The sequence below is a fragment of the Mesorhizobium sp. M0208 genome (genome assembly GCF_040322015.1).
In the GTDB taxonomy this organism is placed as follows: domain Bacteria; phylum Pseudomonadota; class Alphaproteobacteria; order Rhizobiales; family Rhizobiaceae; genus Mesorhizobium.
In genome coordinates, this window is the sequence record NZ_JAMYSP010000059.1 from 1 (window position 1) to 21,733 (window position 21,733).

The following is a 21,733-nucleotide window of genomic DNA, read 5'->3' on the forward strand; positions in this document are numbered from 1 at the left end:
TAAATATGTCTCAGCTTTTCCAGCCCTGACCCGATCTCAGACTTGCGGTGAACGTAACATTGTCAGCGACTGGTGGTCGTAAAGATTCTGTGAATATATTGTAAATGAAGGTTCAATCGTCGGTTTCTCGTCTTGAGGCGGCGCAGCTAGTCTAGATATCCGGGACTTCTTCGTTGCGGCCAGCAACAATCGCTTCATCATGATGGTGGGCGGACTCCCGGATCGGACTTCACCTTCCCTTGGAAGATAGGCCTTCCAGCATCATCGACGACGCAAACGCTGGTCTCTCGCTGCGACACATCCAATCCGACATATTGCTTCACTGCGGCCTCCTTGATCCTCAATGGTCGGCGGCTTTTGCAGTCAGCCGAATCTTCGTTCAAAGGAGCGACTGCAGCAATTACGTCATCGTTTCCATGCAAACGCCAATTCGAGGTGCGCATCTGGCGAGCCGTCGTCCCATGTATTGACCGAACCTAGCTTGGCTCTTCCTCCAACGATGACGCGACCATCTGATGATGAGAGCTCGAGGACTCCCCCGCTCTCAGATGCCTGCAGCGCGCGCAAGTCCGTCCTACCCAGGACCCTCGACCAGTACGGATAGAGCTTGCAATGCGCCGACACACAAACTTGATCTTCGTTGATCGCGATTCTCGGCGAAAAGAACCTTGATACGATATCAAATTCCCCGAGCGCTCCCTTCGGATTGACAAGCGTCGTGAGAACGACCCCCCGGCAGTCGATCTGAGCTATGCGTCGAAAATTCGGCTCATAGTCAAGAACGACACGTTCGTTGTCGACGACAAAAACATAATCATCATATGCCTTCCGAATCTCCTTAGCCCGGATACCCATGTCTCGTTGCACAGCTTGATATTCCATCGAATCCGCCGGGACCGTCTCGATCATGGGAAACGCGACTTTTACCGTTTCGCCTTCCAGCCAAGCATCGAGAACCCCGCTCCGGGAATGAAAAGAGATTCGATTGAACTGGCCGCAACCGGCACGAAAAAGCCAATATGTCGCCGCAAGCGTTCCATGTCCGCAGAGATCCAGTTCGGCATTTTGCGTGAACCAGCGAATTTCAAAATCGCCTATCTCTTCCAAGGGGCGAAGAAACACAGTCACAGGCTGGCCAAACCGTTGCGCAAGTTGCAGGCAATCCGCTGTTGCTGGATATCTATCATAGAGCACGACTGCCGCCGGATTGCCGGCGAAGCGGCCGTCTGCAAACGCATAGACCACCACTGACGATGGTTCGCGATCCGATCGCCTCGCATAATACATTTCCTGACTCGAGGCTGGTGGTAGAATAAAGCCTTTTCCGCTTATCATATCTCAACTCCTCAGTCCGCCGGTGCAGGACTATCCCGTTCCGTCGAACTCACCGTTTAGTTGCAAGCCTTAGGTAATCCCTTCTCCTTGGTTCTCGGTCGGATAGGCGTGCCGCGCCTCGGCTCTAACCTTCTCATATAAGAACCCGTACGGTTCGGTTCTCATTACAGGAACCAGCTTGGACTCCATGTCTCTTGCATCCACCAACCGCGCGTAGGTTCCAGCTATTCCGAACTCGCGCAGAATATCCTTCATTTCGCGAACGTCACGCGCGGTATCGTGTGCAAGAAACGAATACTCAGGGCGGCCCTGGATATCGCGAACATAAACCGCCGTGGACACGTCAATCGGGCCAACTCCGAAGTCGGCCTCGCCCCGCAAGTTGATCGTCTTGTTGTAAGGTACATTCGCCAGCAGTTCGCATCTATGCACATGCGTAAAGCTTGAGGTGCCTAGACCAATGATCAAACCAGCCGACCGGCTTATCTCGCCAAATATCGAGTCGTCACCGAACGGGCTGTATCTCCACCAGTCGGGCTCGCACAATTCGTGCATTCTCGGGCCGGTTACGACCATTGAATAAGCGGGATGTTTGGTGCGGCCAGCGGGAAGCTCTCGCATCACAAGATCGGCCAACACTCCTGTTTCGGACTTGGTTTTCGTCCAATGAAAACTCCGCGTGGCGCAGTAGCTCAATGTGAATGCTGGGAAAATTACAGTGGACGACGCCGAGACGCGCTCTATCGTTTCAAGAAGAATGGACGCTACCTCATTTGCAGTCACATTTCTCAATGCGGCAAGCGCCGAATGTAGCACAATTGTGCTAGGGGCACATTTTTCAATGTATTCGGTAATGTGCGCGATCTCGTCCCTAAATGGGACAGCCTCTCCGCTCTTGCCAATGGCGCCCGCTTGGGATCTGCAGCGATCGACCGGCTGAATGCGCCTTGCCCACTCTTCAAGCGACAGGTCTTGCTCTCGATAGACATCGTCGCAGAACATCAGGCCGTTTTCAGCCAACTTGAGCTGTATCTTGAGGAAGTTTAGTGAATCTATGTCGCACTTCCGAGCTGTTAAGCTGGGGAATACCCATCTTCTCGTGGCAGCGTGCACCGCTTTCAGCAGGTGATCCAACGGTGACCCCGCATGTTCGGCCTGGGGTGTGGCATGGTTCAGATTCACCCTGAGCGCCTCCTTGGCAATTCTCTCAAGGGCGCGCTGGTCGAGTTTTCCATTGGCAGTAAAAGGAAGCTCGAAAAGAGGCACAATGAGCCTCGGAGCACGATCGTTCGGCAGGGCATCCGACAGCCGCCGATGAACTTCACCCACGTCGGCACTCGCGGGTGTCACGGTGCAGACGAGGTCCTGCCCGGTGTTGTCGTCTCTATCTACCACGACGACCGCTGAATCCGAGCATAGGCCCGTCTTATCGATGGCGCTGGTAATTTCCCCTTTCTCTAGTCGGGTTCCTCGATACTTGATCTGGTCATCCTTTCTTCCAAGAAACCTCAATCCATTTTCTTCCGACGCCACGACATAGTCGCCAGTGCGGTACAGCACTTGTTCACCGTTGGCCGTCAAGAATGGCACGAAGCGCAGTTTCGACTGGACTTCGTCAGCCACATAGGCGTGGGAAGTCTGCACGCCTCCCACCCAGAGCTCGCCTTCGACTTCAAACCCAACGTTGGAATTATTTTCGTCAAGAACAAAGAAATCAATGTTGCATGCTGGCTTGCCAATGAACATCGGGAGGTCTGAATCATCACCACGGCGGCAATAGTGGTAGCTAACGGCAACACAGCACTCGGTTGGGCCGTAGCTGTTTATTAGTATAGCATTGGGAAGAATCGAGTAAAAACGCTTCCTGACTGAATCAGGCAAGGGTTCACCATTGCAGACCACATATTCGAGATTGGTGAACCGCTCCGCTACATAAGGTATAGCTTCGAGAGTCCCAAGGAAGCTTCGCAGCAGTGTTGGAACCATCTGAATAACGTTCGTGCCGCTTTGGATTAGGAAATCGATTGTTTGGATGATCTGCCCTTGCATTTTCGTAGTTGGCAAGACAATTGTTCCGCCGGTCGCAAACGGTACGAAGAACTCGGGGATCGACACGTCGAATGCTGGCCGCGTAAGCTGCGATATGCTGGTGCCCTCCGAGAAGTCGATCATGTCGATGTACCAGTCGACCAAATTTAAAAGAGCTGCCTGGGAGACCGGTACCCCTTTCGGGATTCCCGTGCTCCCGGAGGTGTGCATGATGTACGCTATGTTTGAGAACGCTGAGCCGAAGCCACCGCGTGCCGGAAGACGCTCAACGCGCATCGATCCACTTGAATCCGGTCTGACAATCGCTTTGGCGTTCGTGTTGCGGACTATATGGCCCAACCGCTGGTCGGAATCCCTTGGATCAACAGGCACGAAGGCAACGCCCAGCATTTGGGTAGCAAGAATGACGGTGATGAAATCAACTGATCGGGGAAGCTTGACAATAACTGCGTCACCAGGGAGGACGCCGATGGCCTCGAAGCGCTCCACGAGACTGGACGCGGAGGTCCCCAGCTCTCGGTAACTTATGTCGCAATTCTCATTCGTACGCACGGCCGGGTTCGAGGGAAATTTATCCATAGTGTTCGCGACAACATCAGCAATCTTGTCGTGACCAAAACGCGACAGCCGGCGAGGACCGGACAGGGTCGGCATTAGAGGTTGCATCGTCAGGGGCTCCATTTCAGTCTCCCTCATCCATCCTGGGTTTTTTCGCATCCAAGTCACGTCGGCGCGACGAGGCTCAAGACAGCCAGCAGGCCACTAGAGCGCGGCAAGTCTCGTCTTCGTATGGCGCGCCAGGCGGGCCGCCGTCGTCAATGACGGGACTTAGAAATATAGAGTCTTGGTGTTTTCAGAAACTGCCAAACCTGGTGGCTTGACGTTGGCCTACAATCTCAGCCTGCGCCTTCTGGACATCATGGCTGAGCGAGGTTACAGCGCGCGCCGATACAGTCTCGGCCCGCGTCCGTTCGATATAGCGAAACAGGGGAAGCACACCCAGGCATGTTCGAAAGCCCTGTTCAGGATGTGCGCGGCTGGCGAGGATTGCGATCACCAGGCCTTCTGTCTGTGGCCGGATAGATGCGGCCCAGCGACGGAAACGATCCGGCGTCCACTCGCATATCGCCGGTGAGAACTGGATCCGGATCAGTGCCATGACGAGGGCCGCCATAGCGACCCTGATGGACGGCAATGCGCTTGCCGCGGTGGAAGATCTCGATGGTCCGTGCCGTAGCCCTCAGATCGACCTGTTGGCGAATGAGTTTGTGCGGCACAGAATAAAGACAGGTCTTGAACTCAACATGATAATCCGTCGGGACACGGGCCAAACGCCACTCGGCGAATTCGTAATCTTCGCCCGGAAGGCTGGCGAGCGCAGCACGCTCGACGCTCTCAAACAGTTGTCGGCGACTGACGCCCAACCGGCGCATGACGTGGTCGTTGATGCGATCAAGTGCCTTGGCCGATGGCGGCATTGGCCTCAGCCAGCGAGAAGAAGGTCTGCTTGCGCAGACGCCCCAACATTGCGGGCCGCGGTGAACGCTGCAAACTTCGTCAGGATCGGAACCCGTCGGTAGATGCTGCGAACCGCGTAACCCCGCTCACAAAGCGCCGCGACATATTGGTCAACCCGAGCCAGCAACTCATTATCCCATCGACAGTCTGCGGCTTGACGAAAAAGCGTTCCAACATGGCAACCTCCATTCCAAAGTAGGGAACCGGAGGATGCGCTTCTGTTGCTGCCGCAAAGAGATGTGCCGTCTTAGCCCACAGGAATGTCTAACGTCAGTACCTTACCGACGGTAGGCCACATAACCGGGCTGGGCACAAAACTATGATTACGTGCCCGGGCACGTAATCGGGAACGATCGGTCGGGGAACGCCATCAAAGAAACAAAACATCCTGACGTGTGAACCAATCCAATCAGGCAGTGTCTGGGTCCAGGTTGCTTCGGCATATGTGAAGCTGGACGTACCCAACACCGCCACGAAGATCTCCGCCTCGCGGATCTCGCCGGTCTTGCGATCAACGATCGGGATCTTCTTGCCGGAATAGTCCACGAAGACCTTGTCACCGGCGGCGTGCTCCTGGCCCATCGTCGGCGAAAGCCGTTGCTCGAAGCCGCCAAAGAGTTCGCAGAACAGGCTGTAGCCTTAACCGTCGGGATGACTTCCTCGATACTCCTCCCAGAGGATGAGCAGCGTGACGTTCGGCGGAGGCGAATCCGCTGGTGCGGCTTGCCAGGAAGGCAAGCTGGCGCTGACCAAGCACCAGCGCTATGCCCACGCCAAGCAGTTCAAGCGGGCGAACAAGGCGCTGCGCAGGCTCAAGACCTATCTCGGCCGGACCATTCGCGACATCGGTCGCCAGATCGCCGGCGATGCGGGGCTGGACGCGCTCTTCAAATGGCCGCTCTACCAGGCGGCCACCGTTCTCGAGCAACGCCAGCGCCAGCGCGGCCGCAAGATCTACAGCCTGCACGCACACGAGGTAGAATGCATTGGCAAGGGCAAGGCGCAATGCCCTACGAGTTCGGGGTGAAGGTGTCGGTGGCCACCAGGCTGAAGCGCTCCAAGGGTGGCCAGTTGGCCCTGAATGCAAAAGCGCTGCCCGGCAATCCCTATGACTGCCACACGCTGGCAAGCGTCATCCCCGACATGGAAAAGACGATCGAGATCAGCCGCGTTCTCGCCGACGCCGGCTATCGCGGCCACAACGCACCGCAGAGCCACAAGTTCAGGGTCTTGACCGCCGGCCAGAAGCGCCGCGTCACCCCAGCCACCAAGCGCCACATGCGGCGGCGGTCGGCGGTCGAGCCCGTCATCGGCCACTTGAAAAAACACAGAATCGGCCGCAACTACCTCGCCGGCCAGCAGGGCGACGCCCCCTCAACGCCATCCTCGCCGCCGCCGGCTACAACTTCTCCCTCCTGCTCAACTGGCTGAAGGCTCTTTTGTGGCTGCTCATCGCCGCCCTCCAAAGTCAGCCGAAGGAACTCGAAGCCTGATCCCTCTCATTGTTCACGGCCGATTTGTTCGCGGTCGCCACAGCGACGAGCTTGAAGAGCTTGGTCTCCATCAGGCGATCGGTCCAGCTTCTCAACGGATCGCTGCAGCGTAGGCGCTGTTGTGGGACCACCTTTCGGGAGTGGTCGCGATCTGTGAGGTTGCCGATCCTGTATTGGGATCGGAGATCGGCTTGTGTCTGGACTTGACCTTACGCTTGACCGGGAGCGGCAGCCTCGGCGTTTCGAGGTGATCAACGGTGCCGGCGGTCGGCGTCGTTGGTCGGTGGATGACAAGGCGCGGATCATCGCGGAGACGCTGGAGCCGAACGCAGTCGTTTCCGAGGTCGCCCGCCGGTATGGCCTCAGGCCGCAGCAGGTCTTCGCCTGGCGCCGCGAAGCGCGCAAACAGGCCGCTTGCGCATTTCGCAAAAACGGGACAGTCGTTCCGCTAAATCGCGGACAGCAGTTCACTAAGTCGCGGACAGCAGGATGGGGTCGGCCCCGGTTGCCTGGTTGAACTCATTTGCGATTGATTTCGCCGTTTTCGGCGCCGGTCAAGAGCGGCGGTGTTTTTTGCTTTCTCATGCTGTCGCCTTCGAGGGTGACGCGATGGGCGTTGTGAACGATCCGGTCGAGAATGGCGTCGGCGATTGTCGGCTCGCCGATCATGGCATGCCACTGGGCGATCGGCAGTTGCGCGGTGATCAGCGTCGATTTCCGGCGATAGCGTTCCTCGAAGATTTCCAGCAGATCGAGACGCTGCTGGTCGGTCAGGCTGTGGGTGCCCCAGTCGTCGAGGATGAGCAGTTGCACCCGAGCCAGCTTGTCGATGAGACGGGGAAAGCGGCCGTCGAGACGCGCCAGGGCGAGATCTTCGAACAGACGCGGCATGCGCAGGTAGAGCACGGAATGATCGAGCCGGGCGGCCTGACGTCCGAAGGCGCAGGCCAGCCAGGTCTTTCCGGTGCCGGTCTGCCCGGTGATGATGAGGTTTTCATGCGCCTTCAGCCAGGCGCCTTGGGCCAGCGACAGCGTATTGCGCCGGTCGAGCCCGCGATGCGCGGCGAAGTCGATGTTCTCGATGCAGGCGTTGGCAAAGCGCAGCCTGGCAACGGCGAGACGGTTGGTCAGACGCTTGTCGGCACGCATGGCGGCTTCACGATCGAGCATCAGGCCGAGCCACTCGTCGCGGCTGAGATCGTCGGCTTTGCTCTGGTCGGCCAGGTCCCGGTAGGCGCTGGCCATTCCGCCAAGGCCGAGAGCCTGCATCTGGTCGAGGGTTGGATGTGTCAGCATGGTTGGTTTCCTTTCCTTCATTGGTAATAGGAGCCGCCGCGGATGTTGGTGTGCGGTGGCGTGGGCTTGACCGGCTCGGCCGCGGGCGGCACGCGGTCGAGGCCGGATTTGAGGATGGCGTTGACGGAGGAGTAGGTGATCGCATTGATGGTCAGCGCCCGCTCGCAGGCCGCCTCGAGCCTATCCCGCTCGTAGCGACGGGCCAGCGAGAGGATGCCAAACGCGGAGCGGTATCCCTGCTCGGGATGGGGACGGTCGCGCATCATCCGCTCGACCAGCATGGCGGTGTTGGCGCCGATCCCGGCTGCCTGCCGGATCAGGTTCGCCGGCGTCGTGTTGGCATAGCGCTGGTGCGCCTTGGGCATGTGCTCGTTGACGGTGACATGGCCGCAGCGCTGCGAGCGGCGGACATGGCTGGCGACGCGCTTGTGATCATGGAAGAGCTCGACCACCCGGTGGGTGAGCCGCACATCGACGCGCCGCCCGATCAGCGCGTGCGGCACCGAGTAGAAGGTCCTGTCGATCTCGACATGGTAGTCGGGATGCACCTTGGCCGATTTCCACTCCGTATATTCGAACGGCGCCGGCGTCAGCGGCGCCAGAGCCGACCGCTCGATCTCCTCGAACAGTTCGCGGCGGCTTTTGCCGACATGGCGCATGGTGCGGTTGTTCAGATCCTCCAGCAACCCCGCGATTGCGGCGTTGAGATCGCCGAGACTGAAGAAGCGCCGGTTGCGCAGCCGGGCCAGGACCCAGCGCTCGACGATCAGCACCGCGCCCTCGACCTTGCCCTTGTCGCGCGGCTTGCGGCTTCGGGTCGGCAGAATCGTCGCGTCGTAATGTTCGGCCATGGCGGCGAAGGTCTGGTTGAGCGTCGGCTCGAACCACAGCGCCTTGGCGACGCCGGCCTTCAGATTGTCGCAGACGATCGCCTTCGTTACCCCGCCGAAGAAGGTGAGTGCCCGGCACTGGCCCTCGATCCAGTCCGGCAGTTTCTGGCTGAAGCTGGCATGGGCGAAGGTGAAGGACGAGGCGCCCAGCACCGCAACGAAGATCTGAGCCTGGCAGATGACGCCAGTATCGGGATCGACAACGGGCACGGTGTGGCCCGCATAGTCGGTCTGCATCACCGCGCCTGCCTCGTGGCGATTGCGGAACGTCGCGCTCGACCGGCGCTGGAAAGCGCCGAACCGGTCACAAAACCAGGTGTAGCCATAACCATCGGGGTGCGCCGCGCGGTATTCCTGCCACAACAACGTCAGCGTCACGCCCTTGCGCTTCAGCTCGCGCGAGATCATCGCCCAATCGGGCTCGTCCAGATCCTGCGGCGGACGGCCAACCCGGCGAAACAGAAGCCGCTCAAGCAATGCGTCATCGTCATAGCCCGGCGGCAGCGGCCAGTCCGAGATGCCAGCCTCACGCGCCCGCAACAGATAGGTCGAAACCGAAGTCTTGCTGATCTTCAGCCGTTCCGACACCGCTCGCACCGAGAGGCCCTGCTCATGCGTCAGGCGCAGGATTGATCGTAGGTCTTTCACTGTCGTTCGTCTCGCTTGCTTCCGTCTTGGCATGGCCCCTCTCAACCCGATGATGAGAGGGCAAAATGCCAGAACGGCGCTCCCGAGAACCGACCGTTATCCGCCCCCGAAGACTGTCCGGGAATTAGCGGAATCACTGTCCCGTAATTACTGAAATCGCTGTCCGCGAATTAGCGGAATGGGTGTCCGCGAATTTCTGAAACACGCACCGCTTCGGTGCAGCAAGAGGTGCCGTCTCGTCGGCTTTGGTGAGAGCCAGAATAGACCATCGCTCTGTTTGACCTCATCATCGAGTTCATTCAGCCGTCGCACCAGAGGCAACAGCGCCGACCGCATGATCGCGGGATCATCCATGATGAGAACCGCCAAAGCGCGGGCATTGTTCGGTCCCTGCTCGGCAATGATCCCTGTCTCGGCCAGATGGCTGCCCAACGCGTTGAGAAGTTGCGTGCGTTGCGCCACCAGCGGCTCGCGGATCTTGCGTTGCATGAGCGAAGCCTGGTTCTCGGCCGATCGCACCGGTACGAAAGGCATGGGGGGCCGCGTCACCGCCTCGCAGATGGCGGCTGCATCCGCGGCGTCATTCTTCTGAGGACGGACACAGGCCTTCACGTAGGCCGGCGGCATCAGGCGGACGTCATGGCCAAGCTTCATCAACCGGCGGGCCCAGTGATGAGCCGAGCCGCATGCCTCCATGCCGACCAGGCAGTTCGGCAGGCGTTCGAAGAACCTCTCAGATCTTTCCGCCGCAGCGCAAGAGACATGATGACATGGCCGGCCAGAGCGCTGGATAATTCGAGATAAGCGTGGGCTTGCCATGGGCCGCGGCGGCAGGGAGAGGTATCCAAATGCGAGGAGTAGATTGAGTTTTGAGGCCATATCAGCGGTGGCGCCCGAAAATCGGCCTCATCGACGCTTTCCGAAAGCTGTTCCAACACCTTTCGAAGACAGCTTGCATGTCTGCCCTTGCTAGCACCTTTTCATGACGCTCCGGCACCGTTTCGCGTAAAGATTACGAGGCGGAGATGTCGAACTTCAATGCACATCCAAATATGCAGTTCACCCTCTTTTCCTAAGAGCCTGGTCGGGAATTGTATCTCTGAAGAAGCAGCCTGTTACAACGGCGCGGCTTTCGGGCGACAACAATGCTAAAGCGCGTCCACGACCAGCGCTCATTGCGCAGCGACCTCGGCCATCATTTTCACCAGAGGGCCAAAGAAGTTATGGTCCATGGCGCTGCTGTTCTCGAGCACGCTGAAGTAGACTGCTACAGTGCCGGTGTCGGGGTTTGCAAGCATGTACTGACCGCCGAAGCCGCCGTGGCCGAGGAAGGTTCCGTCGGTATTCGTCTGGCGGCTATAGCGCATCCAGTCGCGCGGCTTCTGGAGGGGAGGGCCTGGATTACGACGCGTCTCTTCGATGAAGGCGGCATCGCCCACGCGACGGCCATCGGCACCCTCGCCCTTGCGCGCAAACAGCAGCCCGTAGCGAGCGAGATCGCGGGCCGAGAGGCAGGCGCCGCCACAGACCAGCGGCACACCCTCGCGGTCGCAGCTGATATGAAAGCATCCCTCAAGGCCCGCCGCCTCGACGATCTCGATCAGCCACTCGCGCAACACCCGGCCGCTGGCGCGCTCTATGATCCAGCCGATTACATCGCTGTTGGTTGACTTATACAGCACCTCTCCGGTGCGGTTTGCTAGGTCGCCGCCTTTGATGCCGCAGATGAAGGAGCGGGTCGTCTCTTCCTTATGACCCTCCAGCGGCAGCCGCAAGCCGGTGGCGGCATCCAGTTGGTAGACCGTCGCCTTGGGGTCGCTGTAGTTCTCGGTGAAGTCGTTGGCGACGTTCATGTCGGCCACCGCCTTGATGGTCGCCTCGGCGTAGCCCGTACCTATTTCCGGCAGATAAGTGCCTACTCGCTCGTCGACATTGACGAGCCCGTCGGCCACCGCCCGGCCGAGCATCAGGTTGAGTGTCGTCTTGGTGATAGACATGATGGAATGCGGCCTGTCGGGCCCAAAGTCCGGAGCATAGGCTTCGTAGAGGATGCGCTCGTCGCGTACCACGACGAAGGCCGAGAAGTGTGGCATGGCAAGATAGCGTGCGACCTCGGGCCGCTCGCCGATGGTCCAGTCGACCTCCTTCCAGAGTGTCAGAACGCGGGGCGCGCGCAGCGACATGGCATAGCGCACCGTCGTGTGGAAGTTGTGGAACGCGTGGCGCCGGTAGTCGGGCTGGTACCAACGCGACTTGTTATCGAACACAGTTTCCAGGTCGGGATTGGCGATCGAAGGGATCATGCGGCGGGCTTCCCGAACTTGGATTCTTCCTTGTGACCAGCTCGTTGGCTCATGTTGAATTGCATCTCTGTCATGGCTCTCTCCCAGTCAACTGATTCCCTGCGCAGCGGGACTGCTACCGTACGTCATTTCCCCGACCGTAGTGGCGAGGCCGCTTCCTCCCGCGCCGAAAAAACAACAGCCGGATCACTTTTTTCGTTTGTCTTAACGTGGTCGAGCAAGCCTACGCGCGCCCCGGTTCATCTACGTAGCGAAGCTCGGCGATGGACGCGCAGCCAACGGTTCTCGCCATTGTCGTCACGCAAGACGGTTCCGACCTCCGCCGCGCGCGTGCACGGGGAGATGAGCATCGTGTCCGAACCAATCGCTCGAACCTCAATACCAGCCCGGGAAGCTGCTGGCGGGGTCAAACCGTCTAGCCACTCCTTTAGCGTCTTCTCATCAAATACGAGCCGCTCTCCCTCGCGGCGCAACGTGTAGCTTTCCGTGCAAGTCTCGTAGGTTCCCAGCCAAGCCTCGACATCCGGGCGCGACTGGATTCGCGGATCGGGCGCGGCAAGGCCAAAGTAGGTCCGCATCGCCCATGCCAATAGCCGCCGCGCCGTGATCCGCCCATTGGCGCCGTTGGTCAGCACGGCGATGGCGAAGCGCCGCGACGGAATCATTGCGAACAAGCACGGCTGTCCGTTAGCGCCGCCGCCGTGGCTGACAACACGCTCCCCGGTACTGTCGTCGAGCCACCAGCCCAATCCGATCTCCGGGGTGTCGCTCGACGGGCCGGCTGGTTCAAAGGCGGCCAACCGCATGGTATCGCCGAGCACCTCACCGCCGTCCAACTGGAACTGCGCGTAGCGCATGAGGTGGTCGGCGCTGGCGACCACGCCGCCGGACGGATTGACGCAGCGAGGCATCGCCCACGGCCGCGCGATCACCGTCTGCCCGCCGCGCTCGGCGTGCCCGACGGCAAACTTGCGGTGGAGCAGGTGGTGGGCGAAGAAGCAGGCACCATCCATTCCGAGAGGTGCGAGCAGCGCCTCGTCAAGCACTTCTTCGTAGGGACGGCCGTGCAGCACCTCCAGGATTCGGCCGAGGACGTAGAAGGCTGCGTTGTTGTACGACCACATCCGACCCAGCGGCGTGACCTGGACCAGCTTGTCCATCCGCGCGACCATGGCAGCCAGCGCGTCATCGCCCCAGCCAGTATCTTCGAAGAAGTCTCCCTCCCAGCCGCAGCTGTGGGTCAAGCAATCGCGGATGGTGACGGCAGACGAAACCGCCGGGTCCGCGACGGTGAACCTCGGCAGGTGGGCGTGGACCGGATCGTCCAAATTGAGTCGCCCCTGCTCGACGAGCTGCAATAGGGCGGTGACGGTGAACGTCTTGGTTATCGACGCGATCTGGAACAACGTATTGCCGTCGACCGGCTGCGGATGCAGCACGTTCGTTACACCTAGGCCAGCGGTGGCGGTGCAGCCCTCATGGTAGACGCCGAGGGCAATTCCCGGAACTCTATCGCTCTGCATCTCCAACCGTGCCTGATTGAGCAGTTCCGGGTCGATGGTATAAGATGGCAACAAAGGGGTGTTGTAGTCGCTCAATTTCATTGTTTCTGTTCTTTCTTTGCAACGTGATGAACAGTACTTGGTAGGATCGTTTAGGAAATGGAAAGCCCGATCGGATTTGTTACACGCCAGGCGCAAGCTCTGTGCGTGATCCGTTGCGATTCGGCAGATAAGCGCCACCGTCGATTCCGATCATAATGAAATCCTTGGCAATCAGCGCTAGATTAGCACGAACGCGGATAGCACCCTTGACGACGAAACTCATGAGATATGCCAAACCTGTAGTGTTATATATTCGTATCAATTATTGGCATTTCCATCTAAGATCCTATATTAGATTGACCCTTGAATTTTTTGTGAACGTACGGGCAAGGGCGATGTCACATCAAAGTTGGACCTCTGGAGAAAGCAGCTCCTGCTTGAACAGCGCGGTTTCGGGCCCCAGCGGGAAGTGGCATGTGAAGCTATGTTCCGACCGTCCATGGCTTTCGGACCGTGCGGGGGAAACGAGGCCACAGATGTCCTGCGCATAGCGACAGCGCGTGTGAAACTCGCAGCCGGATGGCCGCCTCATCAGGCTAGGCACCTCACCCTTAAGCTCGATCCTATTGAGCACCGCATCCGGGTCAGGCTCGGGATTGGCCGCAAGCAGCGCTTCGGTATAGGGATGGCGTGGTTGATGGAAGATACGCTTCGTCGAGCCGACTTCAATGAAGCGACCAAGATACATGATCGCCATGCGGTCGGTTATGTGGCGCACCACATTGAGATTGTGCGTGATTATGAGGATCGCAACGCCGAGTTCATCCTGCAAGCGCGTGAGAAGGTTCAGAACCTCGCCTTGCACCGAGACGTCGAGGCCTGCGGTCGGCTCATCGGCGATGATCAAGTCGGGATTGAGCGCAAGGGCACGCGCGACGCTCACGCGCCTGGCCTGACCGCCGGAAAGCTGATGGGGATAGCGGCCAACAAAATCCGCCGGCACGCCCACCATACGCAGCAGGCGCATCGCTTCGGCTCCGGCATCACGATCCTTTAGGCCGTGGATCCGGAAAGGCTCCGTCAGGAGCGATCGCACGGTCAGCCTTGGCGAGAGTGAACCGATCGGATCCTGGAACGTCATCGCCATGCGCCGCAAACAGGGCTTGCGTTCGGCAGCACTGAGTTCCGTGAGTTCCTGTCCGTCGAAGCTGATGCTGCCGCTCACAGCCCGCTGCAAGCCGATGATCGTGCGCGCGATCGTGGATTTGCCTGAGCCGCTTTCACCGACAAGCGCGAGTGTCTCGCCCTCCCGGATTTCAAAGGAGACACCGCATACTGCGTCGATGAAAGGTGCTTTCGTCCCGGTGGCGAGTGCCTTCAGCGGCCCCATAGTGCGGAAGCGGACGCAGAGGTCCTGAACGCGGAGAAGGGCACTCATACCGAAACCAACCGCTCTTCGTCGAGCAGATGGCATCGCGCGGTCTGCTCCAAGCCAATGGAGTACTCGATTGGTATCTCATGCACACAGCGATCGAATGCTTGAGAGCAACGGGGGCTGAAGATGCACCCTTTTTTGAAACCGAGAAGACTGGGCACCTCGCCGGAAATGGTCGGCAAAGTGCGCGTCGTTTGTCTGATCCGACCGGGATCGCACTCAAGCAGCGCGCGGGTGTAGGGATGCCTAGGATTGTGGAAGATCTCGCGTATGGCCCCCTGCTCCACCACTTCGCCCGCATACATGACGACGACGCGGTCGCACAGCTCAGCCACAGCGCCGAGATGGTGGGAGACAAAGAGGATTGAACAACCGATCTCCTTCTGCAGATCTTTGAGGAGATGAATGATCTGCACTTCCAGCGTTGCATCGAGTGCAGTGGTTGGCTCGTCGGAGATGAGGAGCGCCGGTTTCACAAGCAACGCCATGGCGATACAGATGCGCTGACGCATGCCGCCGGAAAAGTGATGCGGATAGGCGCCGATCCGGCTTTGCGGATCGGGAATTCCGACCCGGCGGAGCATGTCGATGGCACGAGCACGCTTTTCGCTCCGGCTTCTTTGCTCGTGGTGCTGGATGTCGATCATCTGGTTCTCGATGGTCCGCACCGGATTGAGTGCGGTCATCGGGTCCTGAAAGACCATCGAAAGACGATCGCCGAGCAGGTTCCGACGCGCTGGAGCGGGCATTTTGAGCAGGTCTCGACCTTCGAACAGGATGCTGCCCGCGGTGACGTCCGCGTTTTCAGAAAGCAGGCCCATCACCGTATAGGCGAGGGTCGACTTCCCGGATCCGCTTTCGCCGACGATGCCAACAACCTGCCCGACCGGCACATCGAGCGAAACGTTCCGCAGCGCATGAATACGGCCGCGGGGCGTACCGAAATCGAGATCGAGCCCGCGAATCTGAAGTAGCGAACGGACGGACATATGCGAAGTGGGCTCGTCGCGTCTCATAGGTCTTTCCGCAATTTGGGATCGAATATGTCACGCAGCGCCTCGCCCAGAAATGTGAAGCCTAACGTTGCGAGGACGATGGGAATGCCGCCGGCTATCACCAGCCAAGGGGTCTGGTTGATGTAGCTATAGCCATCGTTGAGGATAGCCCCCCAATCGGGCGTCGGCGGGCGCACGCCCAAGCCAAGAAAGCTGAGACCTGCCTCTATGGCGATGACGGCCGGCACGTCCATGCTCACCAGAATGATAACCGGGCCGATGACGTTGGGCAGTACGTGCACGGCGAGGATGCGCGTCGTCCCGGCGCCCATGCTGCACTCCGCGGCAATATATTCACTGTTGCGAAGCGCCACTGTCTGGGTGCGCGCGACTCTCGCATAAATAGGCATGGAGGTTATGGCGATGACGAAAATGACGCTGGCCAGACTGGGTCCAAGCAACCCGATAATGGCCAATGCGAAGATAATGCCGGGAAAGGAGCGGATCGTATCGAAAAAAAGAAGGAGCAAATTGTCCAACCACCTCGGTCCGAAGCCTGCCATAAGACCAAGCGCGAGGCCGACCAACAGCGAACTGCCAAGGGAGGCGAAAGCGACAAGCAGGGGGATCCGGCCGCCCATCACGACGCGCGAGAATGTGTCGCGGCCCAGTTGATCGGTGCCCATGAGAAAATCCAGTGAAGGGTCAGTCAGACGCGGCCCGACCATGATCCGAGTCGGATCATGCGTAATTATGAGCGGAGCAAAGATCGCGCTCGCGAACACAAGTACAACGAGCACGGCTCCAAGCACGCCCAGATGGTTCTTGCGCAATTGCCGGAGAAAGGTGCGAAAGGCGCCGGGGCCCTGCTCGCCATTGGCTTCGGCGCGGATGGCTTCAACGCTCGCCATGCTAAAGGTTCTCGCGGGTTCGAGGATCGAGAGACGCAGCGATCAGATCGGAAACCGTGGTGGCGACGACCGTAAGAAAGGTGGTGACGAGCACAACCCCCATTACGATCGGATAGTTGCGCGAATTGACCGCCTGCACGATCAATGTACCGATGCCAGGTCTTGCAAAGACCACCTCGATAAAGACAGCAGACGAGAGCAACCACGCCATGCCCACGCCGAGGATGGTCACGGTCGGCAGGATCGCGAGCGGTAAAGCGTAACGCGAAACGATGCGACATTCGGAAATCCCGAAGGAGCGAGCCATGCGTACATGGTTTTCACCCAGGATTTCCAGCATGGATGCCCGTACCATTCGGGAGATATAGCCAACCCAGCCAATCCCCATCGCGAAGCCTGGGAGGATGAGATGGATAAGTCCATCCCACAAGCCATTGCCGGCTCCGATCGCTGGCAACCAGCGCAGATTCACGGCAAAGATAAGCAGCCCGTAGACTGCCATGACAAAGGAAGGAATTGCGATCGTGGCGACCGCCATAGCACCGATGACCTGGTCAATAACGGAATTGCGCCTCACGGCCGAGTAACAGCCGAGGGGCACGGCAATCGCGACGGCCCATGAAATCGAGACAATGATCAGTTCGATTGTATAGGGCAGTTGCTCGAAGACGACATCGGCAACAGGTCTCTGGCTGAACACGTCGAAACCAACGTTGCCTTGGAGCAGCCCGCCGAAGAATGTGACGATCTGCACGGCAAGCGGTTTATCCAGCCCCATCTGCTGGTGAAGCTGCGTTATCATCTCTGGCGTCGCGCGTGGCCCGAGCAGAGTTGCGGCAGGATCGCCCGGCACGGCATGGATCATCAGGAATACGAGTGCCACCGCGATCACGATGATCGCAACCGCGAGGACAACCCGCTTGAGGAGATAGAGCCACATGTTCTTAGTCAGACCACGTCGCCCGAGCCTAAACCGGCTTAAAATCTAGATACAACGGATTTCCATCCGGGCGAGTTGCAGCCTGCATTTGCGTTGTGCGATACATGACTGGAGTGCTCCCATGGGTCAGGAAGCGGTAGGCGCCTGACTCCTCCATGAGATCCTGCATCTCGTAGTACCGCTTTGCCCGCTCATTCGGGTCGCTGATCGTGACCGCCTCTGATACCAGTTCATCAAAGCGCTTGCTGCGGAAGCGCTCCCAATTCCAGATGCCAACCTGATCTTGTACCATGTAGGACAAAGCAAAATGCGGATCCGGCATCGAGGGCCAGCTGTTGAGGATCACCTGTATGTCCTTCCAGCTCTTGCCCTGAGACTCCATGCCGAGGGTAGACATTGTGCCGGCATCCCGGACATTAACCTCAAGGGCAATGCCGATCTGCGACAACTGCGCCTGCACTGTCTGTGCAACGGCCAAAAAGGTGCTGTCATTCCTACAATCGATGGTCAAGGCCAGATCGGTCACACCGGCCTTTTCCAGAAACTTTTTGGCTTTTGCCAGATCGCCTTCCGGTGGCACAAGAGCCTTGTCGCGGTGGCCGATAATTCCCGGAGGAATCCACCCAGTTGCCACCGCTGCCTGACCCGCAAAGGCAGCATCCAGGATCTGCGGAACATTGATCGCCCATTGGATCGCCTTTCGGACATTGATGTCCTTAAGCTTCGGATGATCCATGTTCATTCCGATCCACCAGTACCGGAGCGAGGGATGCTCTTCTATTTTGGTGTTGGCCGGTGGAGCGCTTTTGAACGTCGAAAGCGAGTCTAAAGTGATATCAGTGAAATCGATGTCGCCCGCTTGATAGGCGCGTTCGGCCGCCTTATCGTCGTCGATCTGAACGATGCGGATTTCGTCAAACCCCGGTTTCGGGCCTGACCATTCCGGATTGCGCGTCAGGAGCAGATACTCGTTCGGCTTCCAGTCAGCGAACACATACGGGCCGGAAAAAGCCGGCGGCTTCATGCCGAAATCACCGCCGTCCTTGGTTGCCTTCATCACCGCATCCTCGCAAACGATATGGCCAACCGAGAAAGGCAGTGCGATGTTCCAGAGCGGGGCAAACGGGCTCTTCAGCACGATGACTCCCGTGTAATCGTCCTCGATTTCAATATGATCGAGCGACCCCCAATCGCCTTTCACCGGCGAATTGTGCTTAATTACGCGCTCGAACGAGAATTTGACGTCCTTGGCGGTAATCTCCCCATAACCGCCAGTGAACTTGATCCCTTTCTTCAGGCGGAAGCGAATATGGGTGGGATCGAGCTGTTCGATCTTCTCCGCCGCTTCCAGCTCCCACGCCCATTCGGAACCCGGCTTGAAGTGCGTGAGCTTTGAATAGATGCAGCTCGACACTTCCGCTTCCTGATTGTAATTGTAGAAAGCGGGGTCGAGCTTGGTATAACCATAAGCCACACGCGCTTTGAGAACCTTGCCCTCGGCTGCCCAGACGGCTTGCGACAGCGGTATGCCAGCAGCGAAGATACCACCGCCGACGGCGGCGCCGCTCTTGAGAAAGGCTCGGCGGCTCACGTGCCATTGCATGTCTTTCATGGTTCCCTCCAGTCAACATGTTCTCTCGTTAGTGCGCCGCCCATAGCGGAGAGACTGTCTCTTCGCAGGCGAAAAAAACTCACCAGCCAGATTGCTTTTTTTCGCTCGATTGCGCTCGCTTGGCACGTAAGCGCCCAGCCGCCAGGTCAAGCGCCAGTCGCGCCTTCTCGACAGCAAGATCGACGTCGGCCCGACCGCAGGAACGATCTTGCGGACCTATGCGGCGCGCGATAATTCGGGCCGTGCTTTCGGCACCCTCGGGGGATAGACTAGTAGGAAACGACGATCCCGCGATCGACTTAGGCATCGCGCAGTCTCAGATTGGAAGTACAGCCAGCCAGCACGGGCCATGATGGCGATCGGATAGCGGTGATTTTCGTAAGTCGGTGTACTCACGGTCTTGCGCGCTGCTAACCGGCTTCAGGCTCCGTGCATTAGCTTCGCCAGTCCGCGCAATGGGGGGCAAGAGCTTCATCCAGGGAGGGCAGGCACTACATGCCCGCCCAAACGCGCTCATCTGGGACGATCGGCAATGGCCTCCATCCCTTCCTTGACCAAGACGGATACTCCGTGCTGTCTTCGATAGGCTCGGCTTTTTTCGCGACACTCAGGAGTTGCGGCAAGTCTGGGGCTCATTGCGGTCGCGCCGACACGTCCGTACTGACGACTTGCCCGCCTATAATCTTCTGCGCTATTAAATCTGCGCAGCCAGAAAATATGGTTGAACCGAGCTGCCCATGTCCCGCGTTGATCCAAAGGTTCTCGAATTTGCGGATACGGCCCAGATAGGGAGGACATGCCACGTGGTGGGGCGCAGGCCGGCCCAGAATTCAGGCGTCTCCAAATCCACCGCAGCCCCGAAAGTTGGCGGCACATAATCGGGTATCCGTGAGGTGCGAACTTCGGAAACAGAACGATCGTGCGCCGCAAACTCCGCGACCGTTGTCACGCGAAGTTTTCCCGCTGCCTTAATACTGCAAGTTCTACGACTACATGCCGCAGGCTCGTCCGTCATCGCCTCGCAGCCGGTAGCGCAGATGGCCCCGCTGTGGGCCGCCGAGGAGGCCGTACGCGGCCAGGACCCGGCAGCACGGATAGCTGCGCGTCAGGAGAAATTCGCCGCCATCGTTGCCGTTCTCTTTGCGCTGTGGGAAAAGGAGCTGCCGAAGCTGTCAGGAAAATCGAAGCCCGCCGAGGCGCCCGCTCTTGCCGGCATGGGCCGGCACGTTCGTCATGAAGTGGACGCGGCACCTCTGCCATGTCGCGCACAGCACCTTGGTGACGGCCGCATTGATGCCTTCGTGGGCGTCGGAGACGACGAGCTTGACGCCGCGCCGCCGCGGCGGGTCAGCTTGCGCAGGAACTCCGTCCAGATCGGCTCGGCCTCAGACGTGCCGACCTCCATGCCCAGCACCTCGCGCTGGCCGTCCGCGTTGACGCCGACAGCGATGATGACGACGACCGAGACGATGCGGCCGCCGCGGCGCACCTTCAGGTAGGTGGCGTCGATCCACAGATATGGCCAGTCGCCCTCGATGGGACTTTCAAGGAACGCTTTGACCTTGCCGTCGATCTCTTCGCACAGCCGGCTGACCTGGCTTTTTGGAGATGCCGCTCATGCCCATGGCCTTGACCAGGTCGTCGACCGAGCGGGTCGAGATCCCCTGGACGTAGGCCTCCTGGATGACGGCGGTCAGCGCCTTCTCGGCCATGCGGCGCGGTTCGAGGAAACCGGGGAAGTAGGAGCCCTTCCTGAGCTTGGGGATGCGCAGCTCGACGGTGCCGGCGCGCGTGTCCCAGTCGCGCTCGCGATAGCCGTTGCGCTGGGCCGTGCGCAACGGGCTCTTCTCGCCATAGGCGGCGCCGGTGGCGGCGCCAACCTCCAGCTCCATCAGCCGCTCGGCGGCAAAGCCGATCATCTCGCGCAAGAGAACGGAATCCGGAGTCTTCTCCACGAGCGCGCGCAGGTTCATCGGTTCATCATGTCATCGGTCATCGATGGTTCCTTCAAATCAGGTTGGTGTCAGCAACCCGACCTTGCCGGCGAACTGTGGATGACCACCGCAAAGCCGCTCGCTCGCTACAGCGCTATCGAGTAAGCGCTATTTTCGCTGCACGTTGACGCGGGCGCTTTCGACGGATGGCCTTCGAATCGGGAACGGTAGAGCGCCACGGCTGACAGGAACGCCTGCGCGCTCGAAGGCCTGCGCCAGGCGGTAGAGCGGTGTGCCGTCGACGTATTTGTGAACGAGCGCGAAGGCCAGCGTCGAAGCCGTGGCGATGCTGCCCGGCAAGGGTTGCGCGGGCATCGGCGCGGTCACGACCGGCGTGTTGATGCCGGTACGCTCGCAATGACGGCAGATCCCATGGGGAGTGGATCGTGGCCCGCACTCTGGCAGAGTGGGCCATCGCAACTCGCTCTTTGGAGGCCCTTTCATGCATCTTTCGACCACCGATCAATCCGAGCTACAAGCCGCTGTCCGCGTGGATCTTGGCGCAATCTTCGTCTCGCTGGAGCTGTCCAGATCGACCTGGCTAGTCACCTCGATTGTACCGGGCAGCGAGAAGATGTCACGCCACATGGTCGCCGGCTGTCGATGCCGGCTCAATACTCCCCAGAAGTGCCGTTTGAATCTTCCCCAGTATAGCGCTGCCGCCCGGGGGGACGGGGCCGGCCGCGCGAGCCCCCCGCGGCGGGGCGGGGTGTTGGGATGGGGGGTGTGGGGGTGGGGGTTGTGGGGGTTCAATTTGGGGGGTGTGGTGT

Annotated in this window: 14 protein-coding genes and 6 pseudogenes; 3 read left to right on the forward strand and 17 right to left on the reverse strand. The window is 59.4% G+C overall.

Translation table 11 applies throughout. From position 1 onward, the window contains the following. Positions 1-215: 215 nt before the first annotated feature. The 4 genes and pseudogenes from NKJ17_RS34185 to NKJ17_RS31555 form a co-directional block, all read right to left on the reverse strand. Positions 216-323: pseudogene (locus NKJ17_RS34185) on the reverse strand (IS110 family RNA-guided transposase); the annotation flags it as partial. Between the two features lie 82 nt (positions 324-405). After that, complete coding sequence (locus tag NKJ17_RS31545; protein ID WP_352691618.1) at positions 406-1,335, reverse strand: PhzF family phenazine biosynthesis protein; 930 nt, start codon at positions 1,333-1,335, stop codon at positions 406-408. 69 nt (positions 1,336-1,404) lie between these two features. Next, entirely contained in the window at positions 1,405-4,065 is a 2,661-nt protein-coding gene (locus NKJ17_RS31550; protein WP_352691619.1) for an AMP-binding protein, read from the reverse strand. Between the two features lie 341 nt (positions 4,066-4,406). Next, positions 4,407-4,862, reverse strand: a complete 456-nt coding sequence (locus NKJ17_RS31555; protein ID WP_352691621.1) for a Mu transposase domain-containing protein — start codon at positions 4,860-4,862, stop codon at positions 4,407-4,409. A gap of 773 nt (positions 4,863-5,635) precedes the next feature. Here NKJ17_RS31555 and NKJ17_RS31560 point away from each other — a divergent pair. Together NKJ17_RS31560 and NKJ17_RS31565 are read left to right on the forward strand one after the other, a co-directional pair. After that, positions 5,636-6,395 (forward strand): annotated as a pseudogene (locus NKJ17_RS31560) (transposase); the annotation flags it as partial. Between the two features lie 247 nt (positions 6,396-6,642). Further along, complete coding sequence (locus tag NKJ17_RS31565; RefSeq protein WP_502906591.1) at positions 6,643-6,912, forward strand: transposase; 270 nt, start codon at positions 6,643-6,645, stop codon at positions 6,910-6,912. A 2-nt stretch (positions 6,913-6,914) separates the two neighbouring features. On the opposite strand, the gene istB is transcribed toward NKJ17_RS31565, so the two are convergent. The 13 genes and pseudogenes from istB to NKJ17_RS31635 all read right to left on the reverse strand — a co-directional run. Then, entirely contained in the window at positions 6,915-7,691 is a 777-nt protein-coding gene (gene istB, locus NKJ17_RS31570; RefSeq protein ID WP_352691622.1) for an IS21-like element helper ATPase IstB, read from the reverse strand. A gap of 17 nt (positions 7,692-7,708) precedes the next feature. Then, on the reverse strand, positions 7,709-9,262 hold the full coding sequence (gene istA, locus NKJ17_RS31575; RefSeq protein ID WP_352691623.1) for an IS21 family transposase: 1,554 nt from the start codon (positions 9,260-9,262) through the stop codon (positions 7,709-7,711). A 354-nt stretch (positions 9,263-9,616) separates the two neighbouring features. Beyond that, positions 9,617-9,958: pseudogene (locus NKJ17_RS31580) on the reverse strand (IS110 family transposase); the annotation flags it as partial. 443 nt (positions 9,959-10,401) lie between these two features. After that, on the reverse strand, positions 10,402-11,532 hold the full coding sequence (locus NKJ17_RS31585) for a serine hydrolase domain-containing protein (RefSeq protein WP_352691624.1): 1,131 nt from the start codon (positions 11,530-11,532) through the stop codon (positions 10,402-10,404). 239 nt (positions 11,533-11,771) lie between these two features. Then, positions 11,772-13,136 carry a serine hydrolase domain-containing protein gene (locus NKJ17_RS31590; RefSeq protein WP_352691626.1) on the reverse strand — a complete coding sequence of 455 codons (1,365 nt, stop codon included), beginning with the start codon at positions 13,134-13,136 and terminating at the stop codon, positions 11,772-11,774. Between the two features lie 79 nt (positions 13,137-13,215). Further along, positions 13,216-13,359 carry a hypothetical protein gene (locus NKJ17_RS31595; RefSeq protein ID WP_352691627.1) on the reverse strand — a complete coding sequence of 48 codons (144 nt, stop codon included), beginning with the start codon at positions 13,357-13,359 and terminating at the stop codon, positions 13,216-13,218. A gap of 120 nt (positions 13,360-13,479) precedes the next feature. After that, positions 13,480-14,466 carry an oligopeptide/dipeptide ABC transporter ATP-binding protein gene (locus NKJ17_RS31600; RefSeq protein WP_352691629.1) on the reverse strand — a complete coding sequence of 329 codons (987 nt, stop codon included), beginning with the start codon at positions 14,464-14,466 and terminating at the stop codon, positions 13,480-13,482. 44 nt (positions 14,467-14,510) lie between these two features. Continuing rightward, positions 14,511-15,527, reverse strand: a complete 1,017-nt coding sequence (locus NKJ17_RS31605; RefSeq protein WP_352691631.1) for an ABC transporter ATP-binding protein — start codon at positions 15,525-15,527, stop codon at positions 14,511-14,513. Next, entirely contained in the window at positions 15,524-16,417 is an 894-nt protein-coding gene (locus NKJ17_RS31610; protein ID WP_352691633.1) for an ABC transporter permease, read from the reverse strand. The genes NKJ17_RS31605 and NKJ17_RS31610 overlap by 4 nt, the downstream gene beginning before the upstream one ends. Position 16,418: 1 nt before the next feature. Beyond that, positions 16,419-17,357 (reverse strand): ABC transporter permease, encoded by a 939-nt coding sequence (locus tag NKJ17_RS31615; protein WP_352691635.1) that lies wholly within the window; start codon positions 17,355-17,357, stop codon positions 16,419-16,421. A gap of 28 nt (positions 17,358-17,385) precedes the next feature. Beyond that, on the reverse strand, positions 17,386-18,969 hold the full coding sequence (locus NKJ17_RS31620; RefSeq protein WP_352691637.1) for an ABC transporter substrate-binding protein: 1,584 nt from the start codon (positions 18,967-18,969) through the stop codon (positions 17,386-17,388). 1,211 nt (positions 18,970-20,180) lie between these two features. Continuing rightward, positions 20,181-20,942, reverse strand: a pseudogene (locus NKJ17_RS31630) (IS256 family transposase); the annotation flags it as partial. A gap of 189 nt (positions 20,943-21,131) precedes the next feature. Next, positions 21,132-21,329, reverse strand: a pseudogene (locus NKJ17_RS31635) (IS66 family transposase); the annotation flags it as partial. Between the two features lie 76 nt (positions 21,330-21,405). On the opposite strand from NKJ17_RS31635, the pseudogene NKJ17_RS31640 reads away from it, so the two are divergent. Next, a pseudogene (locus NKJ17_RS31640) lies at positions 21,406-21,561 on the forward strand (IS110 family transposase); the annotation flags it as partial. Between the last annotated feature and the right edge of the window lie 172 nt (positions 21,562-21,733).

Excerpts from the sequence above, each read along its gene's own strand:
- NKJ17_RS31590 (WP_352691626.1), bottom strand. The coding sequence starts at position 13,136 with ATGAAATTGAGCGACTACAACACCCCTTTGTTGCCATCTTATACCATC.
- NKJ17_RS31550 (WP_352691619.1), bottom strand. The coding sequence starts at position 4,065 with ATGGAGCCCCTGACGATGCAACCTCTAATGCCGACCCTGTCCGGTCCT.
- NKJ17_RS31555 (WP_352691621.1), bottom strand. The coding sequence starts at position 4,862 with ATGCCGCCATCGGCCAAGGCACTTGATCGCATCAACGACCACGTCATG.
- NKJ17_RS31605 (WP_352691631.1), bottom strand. The coding sequence starts at position 15,527 with ATGAGACGCGACGAGCCCACTTCGCATATGTCCGTCCGTTCGCTACTT.
- istA (WP_352691623.1), bottom strand. The coding sequence starts at position 9,262 with ATGCCAAGACGGAAGCAAGCGAGACGAACGACAGTGAAAGACCTACGA.
- NKJ17_RS31615 (WP_352691635.1), bottom strand. The coding sequence starts at position 17,357 with ATGTGGCTCTATCTCCTCAAGCGGGTTGTCCTCGCGGTTGCGATCATC.
- NKJ17_RS31595 (WP_352691627.1), bottom strand. The coding sequence starts at position 13,359 with ATGAGTTTCGTCGTCAAGGGTGCTATCCGCGTTCGTGCTAATCTAGCG.
- NKJ17_RS31545 (WP_352691618.1), bottom strand. The coding sequence starts at position 1,335 with ATGATAAGCGGAAAAGGCTTTATTCTACCACCAGCCTCGAGTCAGGAA.
- istB (WP_352691622.1), bottom strand. The coding sequence starts at position 7,691 with ATGCTGACACATCCAACCCTCGACCAGATGCAGGCTCTCGGCCTTGGC.
- NKJ17_RS31585 (WP_352691624.1), bottom strand. The coding sequence starts at position 11,532 with ATGATCCCTTCGATCGCCAATCCCGACCTGGAAACTGTGTTCGATAAC.
- NKJ17_RS31620 (WP_352691637.1), bottom strand. The coding sequence starts at position 18,969 with ATGAAAGACATGCAATGGCACGTGAGCCGCCGAGCCTTTCTCAAGAGC.
- NKJ17_RS31600 (WP_352691629.1), bottom strand. The coding sequence starts at position 14,466 with ATGGGGCCGCTGAAGGCACTCGCCACCGGGACGAAAGCACCTTTCATC.
- NKJ17_RS31610 (WP_352691633.1), bottom strand. The coding sequence starts at position 16,417 with ATGGCGAGCGTTGAAGCCATCCGCGCCGAAGCCAATGGCGAGCAGGGC.